Source organism: Rhizobium sp. BK316 (assembly GCF_014193695.1).
Lineage (GTDB): Bacteria > Pseudomonadota > Alphaproteobacteria > Rhizobiales > Rhizobiaceae > Rhizobium.
Genome location: NZ_JACHZR010000009.1, coordinates 1 through 16,650 on the forward strand (window position 1 = coordinate 1; position 16,650 = coordinate 16,650).

The following is a 16,650-nucleotide window of genomic DNA, read 5'->3' on the forward strand; positions in this document are numbered from 1 at the left end:
GCTATGACAAGTTGCTCGCAAACTTCATGGGCTTCGTCAAACTCGCCGCTATCGCCATATGGCTCAAATAGTTAAATCGTCACCGCTGCCTAGGGCGTAACGGACACAAAAACTGCCCCACACCTCTGCTGCGCCTGCCTCAGAGAAAGCGGGCGAGCGCACCTGAGGCGATCGCTTTGATCAGCAGACCGGCGAGGGGTGTCAGCACGATCGCGACGACGGCCCAGAGCGCCTTACCGATGCGGTTTGCGAGCTTTTCGACGCTGCCTTCGATGCGCAGCAGGGCGGCATTGATATGCGGCTGTTGCGCTTCCAGCGAGACGACACGCTCCTTCAAGTCACCGATCCTGCTGTGAAGCTTCTCAAGCTCGTTGCGGGTTGTCTCATCCATGATGCCATTCCTTTTTGGCATCATGGATAGGGTGCGAAGAGTTGAAATCGAAAATCACGGCTGGCCGATCCGCGCAAACCCGGCCTCCACCTTGCGGGGGATTTCATCGGCGGGCGACTTCGCCGCGAGACCGGTGGCTTCGAGGATCCCGGTGACATGCTGATGGCCGATGCCGATGTCGCCTGACGGAGGGCGGATGGCCTTTATGAGCGCCCTGGCATCGCTCTCGGTGCCGGCAAGCGGCTTTTCCGCATCGCGGATGGCGGGCAGGGCGGCCATGACGGAATAGCCGGTGTGCTGGGCCAGGAAGGCCGGCCATGCAGGGCCGTTGTCGTACCCGCCGATGGCGCCGGTAAAGACCATATCGCTCATGGCGAGTGCGGTCAGATCCATGGCGAGTGCAATGCCCTGCCGGGCTGCTGTGTCCGCATCCTGACCGGTGGCTTCGGCACCGGCCTTGAACTTTGCGGCGAGATGCGCGCCCAGCGCCTTGAAGAGCAGCAGGGTTTCGTTGCTGCCGGCATGGGCCGGGAACGGATCCAGTATCGCCTGCTGCATGCAGGCATCGGCATGGGCAAGAGCCTTCGCTTCATCCCCTGCGAACTGGCCGACGCCCTTGTTATAAAAGGCGAGCCAGGCCGGTATCTCGATGAGATGGTGTCGCAGCGTTTCCTCAAGCCAGCCGGCCATCGTTTCCCATGCCGTTCGGGCCTCACCGAAAAAACCGCGGTCGGCCATCAGAGGCAATCGGCCGGCGACTTTCTCGATAATGCCGGGGCGGAAGGCATTCTGCAACGCGGCCACGAAATCGCCGCTGCCGGAGGCGGCGATGATCTCGGCGAGCCGGTAGCGGCTTGAAAGCGAGGCCGCGAGATCATTCGCCAGGCTGACGGCGGTGACATTCTTTTTTGCCAGGCGAGCCATCCGGCCGATGCGATCGGCGGAGCGTAATTCGCCGGCGCCCGCTTCGCTGAGCCAGGCCTGCAGGGCCTCCAGATCAGCGGCACGGCCGGTCTCCTCAAAGGCCGTCTTGACCCTGGCATCGTCAAGCAGGCGCCTTGCATTCGCGAGCGGTTCGCTGAATTCCAGGTCGTAGATGAGATGATTGACGTGCCGGTGCAGGACGGCGATGTCGAGATCGAGCGGCCGGGCGGCGAGGTCGATGCGGGACCGGCCATGACCGGCCTCGGTTGCGGATTTGGCGAAACGGCCGGCGGCAAGCGCCTGCGCCGGATCCGGGGCGGCATCCGCGCCCTCATAGGCCAGCGGATAATAGCCGCCCTTCAACGCCTTGCCGGCGATGACGACGGAGACGGGCTGCACCCATTGCGGCGCGATGCCGGTCACACGCTTTTCGCGGGCAGCGATATCGGGCTCGAAGGCGGCGAGATAATCCCAGACGGATTGCACGAAGCCGGCATCGCGCGCATCGAGCGAGGCGAGCACGGCGGCGAGGCCGGCTTCGTTCAGGGCGCCTTCGATGCGGCTATCCGTCAGGCGCCGGCGGTTGGCCTCGTTACCGGCATTCAGCGCAATGGCGATGGCCTCCCATTTCGACAGGGACTGTCCGAGGGCCGGGAGATAGCGGCGGCTTGCCATCTGATGTCGCTCCTCGTCGGAATAGGCATCGTAGAGCGCTTCCAGATCAGCCGCCGCCTTTTGTTTGCGCTGCGCAAGGCGGCCTGCGGCGGCATCGAGCGGCGCCTTGATGGCCCTGTGGGCTGGGCCGGCAGCGGTGGCGTCGAGTTCAAGCAACAGGGCATCCGCTGCACGGGCCGGATCGAGGGGAGTACGCTCGCCTTTGGCCGGGCCGGCTGGCCGCGGCCTTTTCAGGGCACCGACGAGGCTTGCAACAGTCACCTCGACATCGGCTTCATGATCGGCATCGATCAGCTTGCCCGCGCGCCGGGCCGCATGTTCGAGATTCGTCAGCGCCGCGGCGACGGCGCGGAACCGCTCCAGCGTGATCTCCTTGTAGGACTGGCGCCCGGACCCGATCAGCACACTATCGGGAATGGCGAGCTCGTTTTCCCGGCCTGCGGCCTTCATGGCGAGACTATAGTCTCTGAGGGCGATGCGCGGATCACCCTGTCCACCCCGCTGACCTCCGGTCTGACGATCCGCCCGGCCGCCGAGACCGTAGCGGTCGAGCAGGGCGTCGATCGCACCGAGATAATCGATGCGGCCATTGTCGCGAAGGACGGCTGCGGCGAGATTTTCGCGCGTGGGGCCGCTTGCGAGGCTTTCCGCTTCGGCTTCGAATTTCTCCACCTCGCCGATAATGTCGAGGCTTTCGGCATAGATCGCGTGATTGAGAAGCTGGCGGCGTTTGGCGGTGATCAGCCTGGCGATACGCTCGTCCTGTTCGTGAGGGACAGCGTCTGCATCGCCGGCAGCTTTGCGGTTTGCCCTCTCGCGCCAGGCCTCATCCTGTGCCAATTCGTCACCCAGCCTGATAGCCTCGATCGCGGTGCGCCGGCCGGCCGCGAGGAATCGCGCGCCGTCCATGGCATCGGCCACCTCCATGCCCGCAGTCGCCGACAGCGCATAGGCCCTGGCTTCGCTCGCTGTCAGCCCATCGCCTGAGCCGCCGACCTCGACGAGGGCCGCAAGCTCGGCCGCCAGCCATTCGGCCCGCCTGTCATTGTGCACGGCCGCGATCGCCCGCTCCTCGGCCGAGCCGTCGATCAGCATGTCGCCATGGCGCTGCAGCATCACGCGCTCGACCTCGAGGGCGATCGCCTCATCGCGGTTCGGCGCCAGCGCCATGGCGGCCACCAGTTCATCACCGGAGCCGAGGCCAAAGAGATCGGCGACGATATCCGGATCGAGCCCGCCGTCATCAGCATAAAGAGAGTGCTTGCCGCGGGGCAACGCGCCAAGAATGCCCGCGCCATAGCGGGCCTCAAGGGCCGCCTTGTCGAAGCTTATGTCACCGGATGGCGCGGGATTTTCCTCATCCAGCCAGCGGCGGTTCGCCATCCATTCGATGGCGCGGTAGAGGCCGGTGGCGTCGATCTCCTTTTCCACCGCGCGCTGCACGGAGGCTTTTTCCGCCTTGTAAGCCTTCTGCCCCTCTCGCCGCACGGGCTCCATCATCTGGCGCAGAAGGCGGGCTTTTGCTTCCTGTGAGGCCAGCGCGCGCAGCTTCAGCAGCCGGTCGTAGTGCGGCTGTGTCAGGCCGGCATCTTGCGCATTGGCAAAGACCGGCTCATCGCCGCCGACATTCTGCAGGGCCATCTCGATTGCGGTGTCGCTGGCGAGCATTCGGAAGAAGATGGCTGCGACGCCCGGGGCGAGGGAGATGTCGAGGGCGACGAGGCGGCGGTAGATCGAAAGCAACCAGTCGCGGAATTGTTCGAAGACGCCGCGCATCTCGGGTGATGGGGCTGTGCCTTCGATGAGGTAGGTTTCGGCAGCGTGGGCGAAACGGGACTGCATGGCGGTGTCGATGACCGCGTCCTTGCGGGGATTGCCGGTGGTGCCGCGATCGAGCGCGGCGAGTACGTCTCTTGCGGTGATTTTGATGCCGGATGCCGCGCGAGCGGTATCGGCTGCAATGGCGCGGGCGTTTTCGCGCCACCAGTTTTCGAGATGGGCGAAATCTTCGGTCACGATGGCGATATCGTGTGCCGCCATGTCCTGCATGGTTTGAAGGAAATAGCGGCTTGCTCCACGCAGCACGGTGGAGAAATCCGGCTTGCGGAAAATGTCGAGGATCGCCACGCCGTCGGCGCCGTTCGGAATGCGCGGAACGGAATGCGGATTACGATCTGGACGGGTAAAGAGAGCGCTGGTTGCGCTGGGAATAAATGCTTCCGCTGTCTGGCTATCGGGTAAAGGCTGAGCGGACAGAACGTCGCTCGTGGGTGAAACGTCGGTCAGATTGTTCAACGGGAATCCTCTCGGCAAATCGACTAGCGGTTAAGGGTTTGGTGGGGGCTCCTGAGGCTGAACCCGTCTGGGTAGCGGTGCGTGTTTCCTGAACTTCCGATGCGCCCCATCTTCTTCGCGGTGGGATCGGCATTGCGAGAATGCGAAGCCGCGTAGTCATCGACCTTTTGGTTGCCCACGTATCCAGTGGCGATGTAGGGGCCGTTCTGCTTAACTCTCGGATTGAGACCGGGCGCAGGCACGCCGATATGCGAAGCAAGGGCTTCGGAATGGTTGAAGGCGTCGGCGCCCAGGCGCATACTGTCCCTGAAGTTCGCGTCCGCCTTGGAGGGGGAGGAATGGACTAAGTAGCCGCTCATCGGGAATTTGAGATCACTGCCGGTATCTTTCGCCACCTGCATGGCGTGAGTGCCGATTTTTCCGGACGGATCCCTGCCTGTCGCGTTGCTATATTTCTCGACAGCTTCGTGCGACGCGTAGCCATATTCGGCGGGAGTGTCCTTCAGCACTTTTGCGGTGAAATCTCGATGGCCTTCCGGGTCACGTACGCGATATTTCGACGCCTCCACCGTCGCTGCGATGTCGTCGAGGTCTTGGCGGGCCTTAACGGCCGCTTCGGGCCGGGACATGGATAAGTGCGGGGACCCGCGACCACGCGTGAGCATCCGCAAAGCCACAGTGGCGGCATCCTGGATGATTTCCTTGCCGATGCCGGCAACGCCTCCCGCGACAAAGGTGGCGGCAACTTTCTCGGAGAACTCCTGCTTCGGATCGATGAAATAGTGCTTGACCGCATTCTGTGCGACAAGCTGTGACGCCTGTGCTCCACCTTCCTTGAAGCCCACGGCGACCCATTTCTGCAGGAACGAATTCAAATACACGCGCTTCAGGACGGGCGACGACACTCTGTCGAAAGGGATCTTGTCGGCAAGTGCGGTCGGGGCGTAAGCCCACGCCGCGACGCTCTGCTGACCTTCGCTGAGATTGGCTTTTCTCGCGGCAGCAGCACCGTCCCCGGCAGCGCGCAGGAATTCCACTCCGGTACCGGCGAAGCGTCCAACCGTTACGGTTGCCACAATGTTGGGAAGATTGGCGCCCAATATTTCGCCGGTCATGCGACCCCAGCTGTTCTCATAGCCAGCTGCCGGACGAAAAATGGTTTCGCCATAGTCTCCAACGTGGGCACCCTGGGTCTGAAGGTATTGGGAAAGATTGTCCCACGTGGAGTCGAACCGTGCCTTTGCCTGGTCGGCGGTCAGGCGTCCTGCTCGAACGTCCCTCAAGACTCTTTTGGCAGTTGCCGCTTGGAACCACGACAGCTTGTCAAGTTCCATGTCCAGCAGGGCATAATCCTTGTCTGAAAGGCTTGCTGCTTTGGAGATCCTGTCAATGCGGGCGAGCTCCTCCTCCGATTTGGGGACGTACATAAGCTGGCCGGTGCCTTCGACGATACGGCCGGTTGCGGTCACGGCGGCGCTGGCAGCGCCCTTCGGAACCTCCACCAGGTTCTGCCCGAATTCCTTGGTCCTTTGGACGGTCGAACTGGACGAATGTGCCAAGTACGTGAAGACCTCATCCGAGGTAGCCCCATTTGTCCGCACGGCATCCAGATAGAATTTCGCGTTATAGGGATCGAGCGCTTCCTGGGAGATAATTTTCTGTAAGAGTGCGGCAGCCTGTTCATCGGTCAAATTTGCCGCGTTGGCGATCTCTTCGATGAGGGCATCCCTTGCCTTGGTTTCATCGCTGCGAGTGTCCTCAACAGCGGCCGGAGCATTTCCCGTGGCCGGTGCGGCGGCGCCTGCGGGTTGAACGGCAGGTTGCGCTTGGGGCTGGGCTTCCAGCGGATCGGAAGGGGACGTTTTTGAACCGGCTGGATCGGCCGGCGGAGATGCAGGCTGCGGGACCGAGCCAGCATTTTCGTGCGCAGCATTCGTGGACTGAGTGTCGGGGGCCAGGGGATATGAGTTCGGCGCCTGTTGCGGCGCGCTTGGGCTCACGGTGGGCGCAGACCGTGGAGCTTCAGGATTTGCGGTCGGTTCGGTGAGGGGCTGTTTTGAAAGCCGTACGTCACCGAAAGCCTTCGGTATCTGGCCGAACCTTTGCGCCATCTCCTCGAAGGAGCATAGGTTGTAGACATCATCCTTCGCCAGAAGAGCGGCCGTGGGATTCTCGCTACACCAGGTCGCCGTCCGCGGCGACATCGACAGAACCAGTCTGTTGCGTTCGGCGTCGATAATTCCCTGAACAAACTCGCGATTCCCCGTGATCATCTGTGGGGGGACGGTTTTTCCGGTCGTTTCCGATAACTTACGCGCGAGACTAAGATTTTCCGCAACCTCATCTGGATTTTCATCCGAGGATTGAATAATGCTGCTTGCGGTGGCTGCGGCCTGCTGGTCCCGCTTCCGCGACAGGGCGCTATTGTCCTGCATGCTGTCCATGTCTGTCTCCCGTTCGGCAGAGAGACAGGGGTAGGTGCGGAACGGTTGTTTTATAAATTTGGGGAGAAATGCAGATGGTAAACGGGACTGATATGCGTGGGGCTTCGGCCAGCAGCAAAGGTGGTATGGGAGCGGGAATTGCGATCCTGGCGGCGGTCGCACTGGTCTGCAGCCTGGTGCGCCGTTTCGTAGCGGCGACGGCCTATCCGGCGGCGGAGGGGGGACGACTTATCGGCGAGATCATCGGCGGCTCGCTGCCGTCATTTGTCGTCGGCCTTATCGTTTTCTTCATCGTTCGCTTCATCAGGCGCAAGAGCGGCGATCGCTTTGCCGGCGTGCTGTCAGGCCTGATCGCCGTGCTCGCGCTATCGGGCCTCGGCTATCTCGGCGACCTCAATCATCTGAACGATTTTCGATAGAGACGTGATGCGTCATGGCGGCAGATGGATGCCGCACGAGGCAGAAATGACGGAAGCGCCTGCTGGCGTCAGGGGTGGTCTGTGAGGGGCATGTTTTTGAGGAACTTCGTTCGTCGGCTGGGGGCTGCGGGCGTTGGCCTGTTTCTGTTTTCCCTGCCATCGGCTTCCCACGCGGTGGAGCCTGAAAATGGCGGGCCTGCAGAGTTCATATTCGGCGTGCGGGTAGGGGACGGCTATGAGGGCATCCTGTCGCAGCAGGGCTGGTATGCCTGCGATGTCGGAGAGCGGAAAAGCCTGTGTTTCGATGAAGTTGAGTTCGGCGATCAGATCGGCACGTTCCGGATCGGCATGCTGGATGGCCGCGCACTTTACGGACAGTTCACGCCCAATCGCGCCGACAGTTTCTGGGAGATCGTCGGTTCATCAGGCTTTTCCCATCAAAACGAGGATGTGCCTGTCGATCTTGTGACCAGGAATGTTACGATCGACATCGTCAAAGCTGTTCATGATCTCGGCGAAGAGGAGACCAAGAGGCGGTTTTCCGGTTATCTGGCCAAGGACAATCAGAGCCTGCAGACAATCAGCTTCGTTGCTTCCCGAGCGACGAAACCACCGCGGCCGGGTGCTGCCTTCCCCGATGGCGATGCCTACCTCAACAGCCTGCCGGCCGGAATGTTTCTCGTCTCAGTCAGCAGGGCGGGGAATGTCACCACCGTCACGATCTACCCCACACCGGCAAGCGCGAGCGCGGCCTTCCCGCAATATTGCCGTGACGGCTGCAAGAGCTGGTCGCCGCCCGACCAGCGCTAGGGGGCCGAGCGCGCATGACTTCCAATCTGGGCTTCGCCTCCACCCTCGTGCCCACTTTCATGGCGGCTTGGTTTGGGGCGAGATATTGGGCGCGGCTATTGCCGAAGGGGCAGCTCTATTCGCTGCTGGCCTTTTTCTGCGTGCTGACCGGCGTGATCCTTGTCTATGTAACGTGCATCATATGCCTCTGGCAGGCGGATCTGGCTTCTCACTCAATAAGCGATGAACGGACGGATTATCTGGGGCGGGGGCTTGGGTGGTCCGGTCTCATCATGATGGTGGTCATTGTTTCGACAAACCGGTTTCGGCTAAAATTCCACCCTCCTGGAGAGATCAGACCTTCTGATGACGTGGATGAGAAACCAATCGACAAGTGGCATTTTTTGATGACCGGTCTCGTGGGATGCATAGTCTCAGGATTTGTGGAACTACCATCCGGCTGGGAATATGAATCTCCAACCGCTTGCGTGTATGCAGGTATGGTGCTGATCTACGGGGTTAGCGCGGGGCTTGCCGTGACCGGTCTTTTCCTGAAGTAAGCAGCATGCAATTCCAGCACAATCGCTGCACGGTTCTGCCGGAATTGCCCTGCCGCTTCAGAAAGCCTCGCGGCTGTCGCTTCTGGGATCTCCCTCGATCTGATGCGGCCGGTAGAGATCGCCCCGGGCGTTGCGCCGCCAAGGGCGGGCGAGATTGGCTGGGTCGGTTGCGATTTCGGCGATTGCGATGCCAGGTTTGCCATCATCCGAGCAACGAGCCGCCCACTGACCCCTGGGGCCGGCGATGCCGCAGGGGGCGATGACGCTTTGCGGCGCATGGGCAGCGTAGCTCACCCAGAATGTGTTGCTGGCCGCAACTCCCAGGACTTCAGCGGCGAAGGGAGGGGCGGCGGAGGGGACTTCGCCCGATGTGGAGAAGAGCACGCAATCGACATCGAGCCGCTCATATTCGGTGAAGATCTCGTGATAGTGCGACTCTATGCCTGCAGCACAGCCGAAGCGCATGCCGTCCACCTCGAAGGTGACGGGGATTCTGCCCGGCGAATACATAAAGGAAATCTTGGTGTGGGAGAGCAGGCGCTCGTCATAACGCGTCACCAGCTCGCCCCGGTCTGAGATGACATAGAGGCTGTTATGCGGCCGGTGCGGCGGGGTCAGCCTGTGCGGCGCGCCGAAGACCGTCCAGAGCTTCAACTCCTTTGCGCGCTTTCTCGTCTCTTCCAGCTCTTCGCGCAGAACCTCCCATTGATAGCGGCTCCAATCGGCCGCGCCGATCTCCCTGGGGCCGATTTCGGAGAGGAGGCGTTTGCTGGGAAAGCAGATTGTACCTTCCGGGAAGTGGATCAGTCGGGCTCCGGCTTTGCTCGCCTGGCGCATCAGGTGGCGCATTTCGGCGCCGTTGGCGCGGAATGCCGAGGCATCGCGCGGGTCGAGGCAAACAGTGGTCTGGGCCACGGCCAGCCGCAGGGATTTGCCGGCGGGCTCATCCGGCTTTGGTTTGCGGATGTGGCTGAGGGCTGAAGTATAGGATTCGCCGGTTTTTGCAGCGCGAGCGCGAACCCTGCGTTTGAGATTTCCGTTCTGGGTCATTGTCTGGCCTTTCCGTCACGGACGCATGTTCCCCGGCAACCACGCCCGAGCGATCGGACCAAGGTTTTCGAACCCGAGACGGAAGTCCCTTTGCCTCCGTTTTGAAGACCCTGCCGGGGAGGATCGCTGGAGGTTGGGCGCAGGCCACGCCTGACGAGAAAGATGTCGATGCCGTGGCGATTCGTCAATCTGGGGAGGGGCCGCAATGTGGGCTTCGAAACGCGGCAGGTGATCCGCCGCGTTTCGGTTCCTTACGTGGGGTCAGGCGCCTTTCGCTGCGGCAATGCCGTCGAGTTGCGCCATCACCTCGGGCGACAGTTCGATCTCGGCCACTGCGAGATTTTCCCTGAGGTGGCCGCGCGAGGACGTACCGGGGATCAGGAGGATGTTCGGTGCGCGCTTCAGGAGCCAGGCGAGTGCCACCTGCAGAGGTGTGGCATCGAGGCGGGTGGCGACATCTGAGAGCGTCGAGGACTGCAGGGGCGAGAAGCCGCCGAGCGGGAAGAAGGGCACGTAGGCGGTGCCTTCGGCGGCAAGCTTGTCGATCAGCGCGTCATCGTCGCGGTTGGCGAGGTTGTACTGGTTCTGGACGCAGACGATCTCCGTGATCCTGCGGCCGTCATCCACCTGTTTTGCCGTGGCATTCGACAGGCCGATATGCTTGATCAGGCCCTGCTGCTGCAACTCGGCGAGAACCGTGAGTGGCGCTTCGAGCGAGCCTTCGGCCGGGCCGTGCACATCGAACATGGCGCGCAGGTTGACCACCTCGATCACATCGAGGCCGAGGTTTTTCAGGTTGCTGTGGATCGCAGCGGTCAGCTCTGCCTTGGAGAAGGCCGGGTTCCAGGAGGCGTCGGACCCACGCAGCGCGCCGACCTTGGTGACGATGACGAGATCGTCCTTATAGGGGTGCAGCGCTTCCCTGATGATCTCATTGGTGACGAAGGGTCCATAAAAATCGCTGGTGTCGATGTGGTTGACGCCGCTTTCGACCGCCTCGCGCAGAACGGCGATGGCTTCGTCTCGATCGCGCGGCGGGCCGAAGACACCCTTGCCGGCGAGCTGCATCGCGCCATAGCCGAGCCGCTTGACCGTGCGGTCGCCGAGCTTGAAGGTTCCGGATTTTTCGACAGTAGACATGAAATCTCATCTCCGATTGAAAGCCAAGGAGGAGATAGGCCCGTATCGCTATTCGGACAATCGGCTATAATCCGGACGGGCTGTCCGGAATACAGGACAATGAACGGGGTGGGACTATGAAACAGGGTGTGCCCGAGATCAGCGATGTCAGCGCCTTTCTCGCCGTCGCAAGGGCCGGTGGTTTTCGCGAGGCGGCGCGGATGAGCCGTATGAGTTCGTCGGCACTCAGCGATGCGGTGCGCCGGCTCGAGGCGGAACTTGGTGTCAGGCTCTTCAACCGCACGACGCGCAGCGTGGTGCCGACCGAGGCCGGCCGCGGCTTGATGGAGCGGCTGGGTCCTGCCTTCGGCGAGATCGATGCGGCGCTCGATTTCGTCAAGGATTTTCGCGACCGGCCGGCCGGCTCGCTGAAGCTCAATGTGCCTGTCAGCGCCGCAAGGCTGGTGCTGCCGCGCATCGTGCCGGCGTTTCTGAAAGCCTATCCCGACATCCGCCTCGAAATCGTCACCGAAGAGAATTTCGTCGATATCATCGCCGCCGGCTGCGATGCCGGCATTCGATACGACGAGCGGCTGGAGCAGGACATGATCGCCGTGCCGATCGGCCCACGCCGCCAGCGTTTTGCCGGTGGTGCATCCTCAGCCTATCTCGCCGAACACGGGCGGCCGGATCATCCGCGCGATCTGCTCGAGCATGCCTGCATCCGCGGGCGCTTTGCCGGTCGCGCCATCCCGGTCTGGGAATTCGAGCGCAATGGCGAGATCGTCAGGGTCGATCCGCCGAGCCCGCTGATCGTCCAGAATGGCGGCGGCACGGATCTCGCCGTCGATGCGGCCATTGCCGGAACCGGCGTCGTCTTCACTTTCGAGGATTGGCTCAGGCCTTATTTTGCAAGTGGCGCGCTGGAGCCGGTGCTGGAGGGCTGGTGGGAGAGCTTTTCCGGCCCCTTCCTCTATTATCCCGGCCGGCGGCTGGTGCCGGCGCCGCTGCGCGCCTTCATCGATTTCATCAAGGCTATGCCGCGAGGGGGGTGAGCGGAGATCGCCGGCGCGCAACGTGGTAGAGTGGGTGCCGGCGATGCCTTCGCCGCATCGCCGTCATCATCATCATCAACACCATCGTCGTGACGATGGGAAGGGGGAAGATCATGAGCAGCGCAAGCACTATGACCGGCAACGGCACCAGCGAGATGAAGCTGGAGATCATTGTCGTACCCGTTTCGGATGTCGACCGGGCCAAGGCATTTTACGGCGGGCTCGGCTGGCGCCTCGATGCCGATTATTCCTCAGGCGATGACTATCGGGTGATCCAGTTCACCCCTCCGGGCTCGAAAGCATCCGTCATCTTCGGGAAGAACGTGACACCGGCAGCGCCCGGCTCCGCGCAGGGCCTCTATCTCATCGTGTCCGACATAGAGACCGCCCGCAAGGAGCTACGCGAGCGCGGCGTCGAGGTCAGCGAGGCCTTTCATCCCGAAGGTGAAGTCTATAGCGGCCCTGACGTGCCCTATCTTTTCGGCCGGCGTCGGGTCAGCGGCCGCGATCCGGACCGAGGCAGCTACCGTTCCTTCGCGGCCTTCAGCGACCCTGACGGCAATGGCTGGCTCTTCCAGGAAATCACCGCCCGGCTGCCCGGCCGCATCACCTCCGACCTCGCCGCCTTCGGCACGGCGAAGGACCTCGCCGCGGGATTGCGCCGGGCGGCCGAGGCGCATGGAGAGCATGAGAAGCGCAATGGTGGAAAGCACGACGAGAACTGGCCGGACTGGTATGCGGAATACATGATGGCCGAGCAGACGGGCAGGCCGTTGCCGCTGTGAGATGATTGCCAAGCGGGGCCGGCGGGATGGGCTGGTCCCGCTGGCTATTTTACGTGAACCCGCGTCAGATAGGCTCGATCTGGGCCGCCCATTTCCAGAGGTCGTCCATCTGGTTCGGCGGAATGCCCATGGCTGCCGCGAGCAGATCGATGCGGGAGTCTTCACGGGAATATTCCTGGGCATCCTCGATCATGATCCGAACGGTTTCCTTGTCTTTCCCAGACATGCCGGCCATGTCGTTGACGGTGGAGAGAACATCGGTCTTGAAAATCGGCGGTTCAAGCTCGAGCGCGGCGAGCCAGAGCTGCCATTTTTTGAGAGGGGGGAAGGCATCTTCGAGGCCGAAGGGGTCGCGGAGGAATTTGGCAATCAATGGATCCTGGTCGTCGCGAGGAGTGAGCGAAAGCCCAATCTGATCGCAGGCATAAATTCCCCTAATATTCCCATCATTATCTCGGTCAACGTAAACTATGGTCATCCCAGTAGCCTCTTGCAGGTGTAGTCAGTCCATCCGGATGATGAAATGCTGATGTTAATGCTGCCGCCCGCGCTTGACCCCACAAGGCGAAAGGTCCCATCAGTTCGGGTGTGGATGTCCCATGTATCGGTGATGGCGATAGTGCCGGTCCCGTTGTTGGCTTGAACGAGCAGTTCGCTCTCCCCCACTGCGTCAGCAGCCGTCGCAACACCGCCTTTGAGGGTAATAACGCCGTTATTACTGTTGGCGACGATGCTGCTGTTTGCTCGCCCCAGGACCGGAACACCGACAGGCCAGAAGGCAAACCTCATGTTGTCGTTCGTGAAGGCAGCCGAGGTATTAACCTCGTTTGATGCGACTGTCTGGACGAAGTTCCCGGTTTGTTTGAACCGGTGGATTTGCGCGCTGGCATTGGTCAATAGGATGCCCACACGACTACCAGAGAGTAGCTCCCAGCCCGTTAGGTTGGTCAACGACACGCCCCCTTCTATAGCGCTAAGAGAGGCCACAAAGTCGGTAGCACCCGTGTCGAGGTTCCTGATGGCGTATATGAAATAGGTCTTGGAGGCTTGCACCACGCCTGTGTCGAGGAAACCGGTGCCGGTACCAAAGGTGGCCGAAAGCTGCCTCGTGGTATCAACCGTAGTAGCGTGCCTCTTGCCACCAAAGAAACCGACGCCGGGACCAATCGAGATGGACGTGGTGCTGGCCCAGGCCGGGATGAACCCGACCATGAAGTCCAGGTCCAGCGCCCGGGCCACATATTTGACGATGCTGCCCGCCAGAACCTTTCTCAGTCCCCAGCCTGCCGCATTGTCGGCAATGGCGAATTCGTCTGTATCCATGATGTCGCTTTTTGCCGCTGCGCCGTGCAGCCAGCCGGCGAGAGTATTGGCAACGGTGTCGTAGATTGCCAGCGTCTTCCGATACCAATGAAAGGCGGAAAACAGCCCGCCCGAACCTGGAACCGCAACATCTTCCGGATTCGTCGCGTAAGCGGTCGCAACCCCGGCGTTGGCATTTGCGTCCGCGGCCGACTGCGCGGCTTCCGCGGCCTTCTGCTGGGTGGTCTGCGTCAAGCTGGCAACATCGGGAATGTCATCGGCAAGATCGGCCACAGCCTCCAGATAGTGCGAGACAGCGGCAACAGCCTCCAGCGCATCGCCTTTGTTGCTCAACGCCAGAACATCTGCGATGAGTTTGTCGATCGTCGCCGAATCGAAGGACGGCGGAATGGTTATGGCGCGGGCCGCCCGTTCCTTCAGTTGCTGAAGCCGCATCACGATCAGGTCGAGCGCCTGCTCGACGGTCTCGGCATAATACGCGCCCTGGTTTTCCAGGTCGGTTTCCTGGGTGAAGGGCACGTCCAGCAGCAGGGTTATCCGGCTGCCTTCGGCCGGGGCAGGGGTGATGAGCGCGCTGCCGCCGCCATCGTTGCCAATTCCGGTCACGGTGTAATCGGCATCGAGCATCAGGATTGAATCCGTGCCCGAGGAATCCGTGTGGATCACCTGCAGATGCTGGGGTTCAAGGATCTTGAACTTGTATTCGAAGGCCGTCGTTATGCCGTTTGCGTCATAAGGGCCGGATCGATTTACTTCACTCGATATGGTCATGTCGTTGTGCCTTATTTTTTTGCCGATCATGGGCGTAAAAAGGTTGTTTACCTGACCTGCCGAAAACGCAGCGCGGCGGGCAAGCGCTTAAAGATGGAAGCAGGGCGACGGATCGTTGGAGTAGCAAGCCGACTCTGAATGAGGGGCAAGATCGAACGGACGGGGCCAAGCGCTGTCGTCGAACAATCGTAAAGGGCATACTCGATTTTACTTCTAAGATGCCAGCGCCAGTTCAACCCATGATGGGTCTGGCAGTTCTGGTAATAGCTAACTCGTCAGGCTGAAAGCACCTTTCCCGATGGGAGCGCGTGCGACAAAAGACAGAGCATCCTATAGAAATCGAGGCGGCATCATTCAGAAGCTGGTGACCGCTTATAAACGGGCTCGCTATTTCACCAGGGCGGGTAGAAACTTGGTCGTGAAGCGTCGCGCGGAGTTCCTGATAGTTGAGCATGCAGTCTTGGAGGTTGGGGATAATGTCACGATCCAGGACTATTCTTTCTTCCAACTCACAATGCCGGAGCCAAAGGTATTTATCGGTGACAATACGGTCATAGGCCGACGAAACATTGTCACGGCAAAGAACCTCATTCGCATCGGAAGCGATGTATTGATCGGATCAGATGTCCAGATCACCGATCACAGCCACGGCACAAAACGCGATACTCTAATGCGCCTGCAGCGGGCAGACATCGGCTTCGTAGAGATTGGAGACGATGTCTGGATTGGAGTGGGGGCAAAGATTCTGATGAACGTAACGATAGGAAAAGGTGCTGTAATCGGCGCCAATTCTGTCGTGATATCCGATATCCCGGAATACGCGATTGCTGTTGGCTCACCTGCGAAGGTCGTCAAATATCGAACCTAACTGCACGTCACGCGAGCCATTATTATGTCGCTACTGCCCGGCAAGGCCGGCCACCGAGCCTTTCTGCTGAAACCTCCTGCCCAGCAATCGGATACTGGATCGACGTTTTGCCCATCCCAAGTCGAAATTGCCATCTACCGTTGTGTTTTGGCGGTCTCGTGGATAGTAATACCTTCTGGTGGGTAGGGGATGAACGTGGATTATAATAGGCACAACGCGGCTTCCGCATGGAAGCATCTGACGATCAGGCATCCGGATGTACTTGTGGTGGGGGCCAACACCGGCAACGATTGTTCCTATTTTGTCGAGTTTGGCGCCAAGGCGGTTTTGGGCCTCGATGTAATCGAAGAAGTCGGAAGCGAGTTCACGCACCCGAAAGTAAAATATCTCTGCGAGAGCGCGGAAGACATGCGTTCGATCGCAGATGAATCCTTCGATCTGGTGTACTGCTATGCGACGATGGAACACGTCCCCAACGTGGAGGCGGCGTTCTCCGAAATGGCGCGAGTGGTGCGCAAGGGCGGCATCATATATTCCCTCGCATCCCCGCTTTGGCAGTCGCCCGGCGGCCACCATATGGTGAGTTCCTCAAATGGCCCTGGATCCACCTTGTGAAGTCTCCCGACGAGATTGCCGAGATAGCGATCAATAACAATCTCTACCCCACAGAAGAGCGTGCCAGGGCGAAGGTCGCGTACATGCTCAATCCGTCCTTTTTCAATATGCGCCCCTCAACGGATTACATTGAGGCCTGTGCGAAGCTCGCAGGCTTGCGCGTTCTTCGAAATGAAATCCTGAAGGAAGATGCGAGTTTGCTACGCCACCCATTTGGGGCCGCAGCTGTAGCGAGGGGCATGTCTCAAGAGAACTTGCTCGACGTAACCCACCAATTGATAGCTCGGAAAAGAGGCTCCGGCAGCATGGCATCGGTCGTTTTCGACACTGCATATCTTCTGAAGCAGAGGCTTTCCCAGTTGGTTAGACATTGAATTGACCGGGAGATCCGGCGAGTAAGAGGGATCGCGCGTCTGCTGCTCATATCTTTCGATGATGCGATTTCGGGTGATATCAGCCTGCCATCATCTGACAAATCCTACAGCCTGCCATACAACCACACATCGCTTCTGGATTGTATGCAAAACCTGACATAAAACAGGGAGGTGCAGCATTCGGCATGGTGTG

At 60.6% G+C, this 16,650-nt stretch carries 15 protein-coding genes; 8 read left to right on the plus strand and 7 right to left on the minus strand.

Annotation, left to right across the window (positions count from 1 at the left end; genetic code table 11):
- Positions 1 to 139: 139 nt before the first annotated feature.
- Genes FHT87_RS29275 through FHT87_RS29285 form a run of 3 tightly spaced genes read right to left on the minus strand, consistent with a single transcriptional unit; the run spans position 140 to position 6,729 of the window.
- Positions 140 to 391, minus strand: a complete 252-nt coding sequence (locus FHT87_RS29275) for a hypothetical protein (protein WP_183736350.1) — start codon at positions 389 to 391, stop codon at positions 140 to 142.
- A 54-nt stretch (positions 392 to 445) separates the two neighbouring features.
- A complete protein-coding gene (locus tag FHT87_RS29280; RefSeq protein WP_183806161.1) occupies positions 446 to 4,285 on the minus strand; it encodes a hypothetical protein in 3,840 nt (1,279 codons plus the stop codon).
- A 23-nt stretch (positions 4,286 to 4,308) separates the two neighbouring features.
- On the minus strand, positions 4,309 to 6,729 hold the full coding sequence (locus FHT87_RS29285; RefSeq protein WP_183806162.1) for a hypothetical protein: 2,421 nt from the start codon (positions 6,727 to 6,729) through the stop codon (positions 4,309 to 4,311).
- A gap of 74 nt (positions 6,730 to 6,803) precedes the next feature.
- Here FHT87_RS29285 and FHT87_RS29290 point away from each other — a divergent pair, with 74 nt between their 5' ends.
- From FHT87_RS29290 to FHT87_RS29300, 3 genes are all read left to right on the plus strand, one after another.
- Entirely contained in the window at positions 6,804 to 7,148 is a 345-nt protein-coding gene (locus tag FHT87_RS29290; protein ID WP_183736346.1) for a hypothetical protein, read from the plus strand.
- Between the two features lie 90 nt (positions 7,149 to 7,238).
- Entirely contained in the window at positions 7,239 to 7,958 is a 720-nt protein-coding gene (locus FHT87_RS29295; RefSeq protein ID WP_183736345.1) for a hypothetical protein, read from the plus strand.
- 14 nt (positions 7,959 to 7,972) lie between these two features.
- Entirely contained in the window at positions 7,973 to 8,497 is a 525-nt protein-coding gene (locus tag FHT87_RS29300) for a hypothetical protein (protein ID WP_183736344.1), read from the plus strand.
- A gap of 57 nt (positions 8,498 to 8,554) precedes the next feature.
- Here FHT87_RS29300 and FHT87_RS29305 read toward each other — a convergent pair whose 3' ends face one another.
- Positions 8,555 to 9,547, minus strand: a complete 993-nt coding sequence (locus FHT87_RS29305; RefSeq protein ID WP_183736343.1) for a carbon-nitrogen hydrolase family protein — start codon at positions 9,545 to 9,547, stop codon at positions 8,555 to 8,557.
- A 261-nt stretch (positions 9,548 to 9,808) separates the two neighbouring features.
- Positions 9,809 to 10,687 (minus strand): aldo/keto reductase family oxidoreductase, encoded by an 879-nt coding sequence (locus tag FHT87_RS29310; RefSeq protein ID WP_183736342.1) that lies wholly within the window; start codon positions 10,685 to 10,687, stop codon positions 9,809 to 9,811.
- A gap of 116 nt (positions 10,688 to 10,803) precedes the next feature.
- Here FHT87_RS29310 and FHT87_RS29315 point away from each other — a divergent pair, with 116 nt between their 5' ends.
- A complete protein-coding gene (locus tag FHT87_RS29315) occupies positions 10,804 to 11,721 on the plus strand; it encodes a LysR family transcriptional regulator (protein ID WP_183736341.1) in 918 nt (305 codons plus the stop codon).
- 113 nt (positions 11,722 to 11,834) lie between these two features.
- Entirely contained in the window at positions 11,835 to 12,506 is a 672-nt protein-coding gene (locus tag FHT87_RS29320) for a VOC family protein (RefSeq protein WP_183736340.1), read from the plus strand.
- A 64-nt stretch (positions 12,507 to 12,570) separates the two neighbouring features.
- Here FHT87_RS29320 and FHT87_RS29325 read toward each other — a convergent pair whose 3' ends face one another.
- Complete coding sequence (locus tag FHT87_RS29325; RefSeq protein WP_246698272.1) at positions 12,571 to 12,879, minus strand: hypothetical protein; 309 nt, start codon at positions 12,877 to 12,879, stop codon at positions 12,571 to 12,573.
- Positions 12,880 to 12,980: 101 nt separating this feature from the next.
- The gene (locus FHT87_RS29330) at positions 12,981 to 14,600 is read right to left on the minus strand and encodes a hypothetical protein (protein WP_183736338.1); all 1,620 of its coding nucleotides are present in this window, start codon (positions 14,598 to 14,600) and stop codon (positions 12,981 to 12,983) included.
- A 298-nt stretch (positions 14,601 to 14,898) separates the two neighbouring features.
- On the opposite strand from FHT87_RS29330, the gene FHT87_RS29335 reads away from it, so the two are divergent.
- From FHT87_RS29335 to FHT87_RS29345, 3 genes are all read left to right on the plus strand, one after another.
- Positions 14,899 to 15,468, plus strand: a complete 570-nt coding sequence (locus FHT87_RS29335; protein ID WP_183736337.1) for an acyltransferase — start codon at positions 14,899 to 14,901, stop codon at positions 15,466 to 15,468.
- Between the two features lie 189 nt (positions 15,469 to 15,657).
- The gene (locus tag FHT87_RS29340) at positions 15,658 to 16,083 is read left to right on the plus strand and encodes a class I SAM-dependent methyltransferase (RefSeq protein WP_183736336.1); all 426 of its coding nucleotides are present in this window, start codon (positions 15,658 to 15,660) and stop codon (positions 16,081 to 16,083) included.
- The gene (locus tag FHT87_RS29345; RefSeq protein ID WP_183736335.1) at positions 16,080 to 16,457 is read left to right on the plus strand and encodes a hypothetical protein; all 378 of its coding nucleotides are present in this window, start codon (positions 16,080 to 16,082) and stop codon (positions 16,455 to 16,457) included. Before FHT87_RS29340 ends, FHT87_RS29345 begins: the two co-directional genes overlap by 4 nt.
- The last annotated feature ends 193 nt before the right edge of the window (positions 16,458 to 16,650 follow it).

What these genes read in the sequence shown, in the direction of transcription:
- FHT87_RS29275 (WP_183736350.1), bottom strand. Translation starts at nt 391, where the DNA reads ATGGATGAGACAACCCGCAACGAGCTTGAGAAGCTTCACAGCAGGATC.
- FHT87_RS29285 (WP_183806162.1), bottom strand. Translation starts at nt 6,729, where the DNA reads ATGGACAGCATGCAGGACAATAGCGCCCTGTCGCGGAAGCGGGACCAG.
- FHT87_RS29290 (WP_183736346.1), top strand. Translation starts at nt 6,804, where the DNA reads ATGGTAAACGGGACTGATATGCGTGGGGCTTCGGCCAGCAGCAAAGGT.
- FHT87_RS29295 (WP_183736345.1), top strand. Translation starts at nt 7,239, where the DNA reads ATGTTTTTGAGGAACTTCGTTCGTCGGCTGGGGGCTGCGGGCGTTGGC.
- FHT87_RS29300 (WP_183736344.1), top strand. Translation starts at nt 7,973, where the DNA reads ATGACTTCCAATCTGGGCTTCGCCTCCACCCTCGTGCCCACTTTCATG.
- FHT87_RS29305 (WP_183736343.1), bottom strand. Translation starts at nt 9,547, where the DNA reads ATGACCCAGAACGGAAATCTCAAACGCAGGGTTCGCGCTCGCGCTGCA.
- FHT87_RS29310 (WP_183736342.1), bottom strand. Translation starts at nt 10,687, where the DNA reads ATGTCTACTGTCGAAAAATCCGGAACCTTCAAGCTCGGCGACCGCACG.
- FHT87_RS29315 (WP_183736341.1), top strand. Translation starts at nt 10,804, where the DNA reads ATGAAACAGGGTGTGCCCGAGATCAGCGATGTCAGCGCCTTTCTCGCC.
- FHT87_RS29320 (WP_183736340.1), top strand. Translation starts at nt 11,835, where the DNA reads ATGAGCAGCGCAAGCACTATGACCGGCAACGGCACCAGCGAGATGAAG.
- FHT87_RS29330 (WP_183736338.1), bottom strand. Translation starts at nt 14,600, where the DNA reads ATGACCATATCGAGTGAAGTAAATCGATCCGGCCCTTATGACGCAAAC.
- FHT87_RS29335 (WP_183736337.1), top strand. Translation starts at nt 14,899, where the DNA reads ATGGGAGCGCGTGCGACAAAAGACAGAGCATCCTATAGAAATCGAGGC.
- FHT87_RS29340 (WP_183736336.1), top strand. Translation starts at nt 15,658, where the DNA reads ATGAACGTGGATTATAATAGGCACAACGCGGCTTCCGCATGGAAGCAT.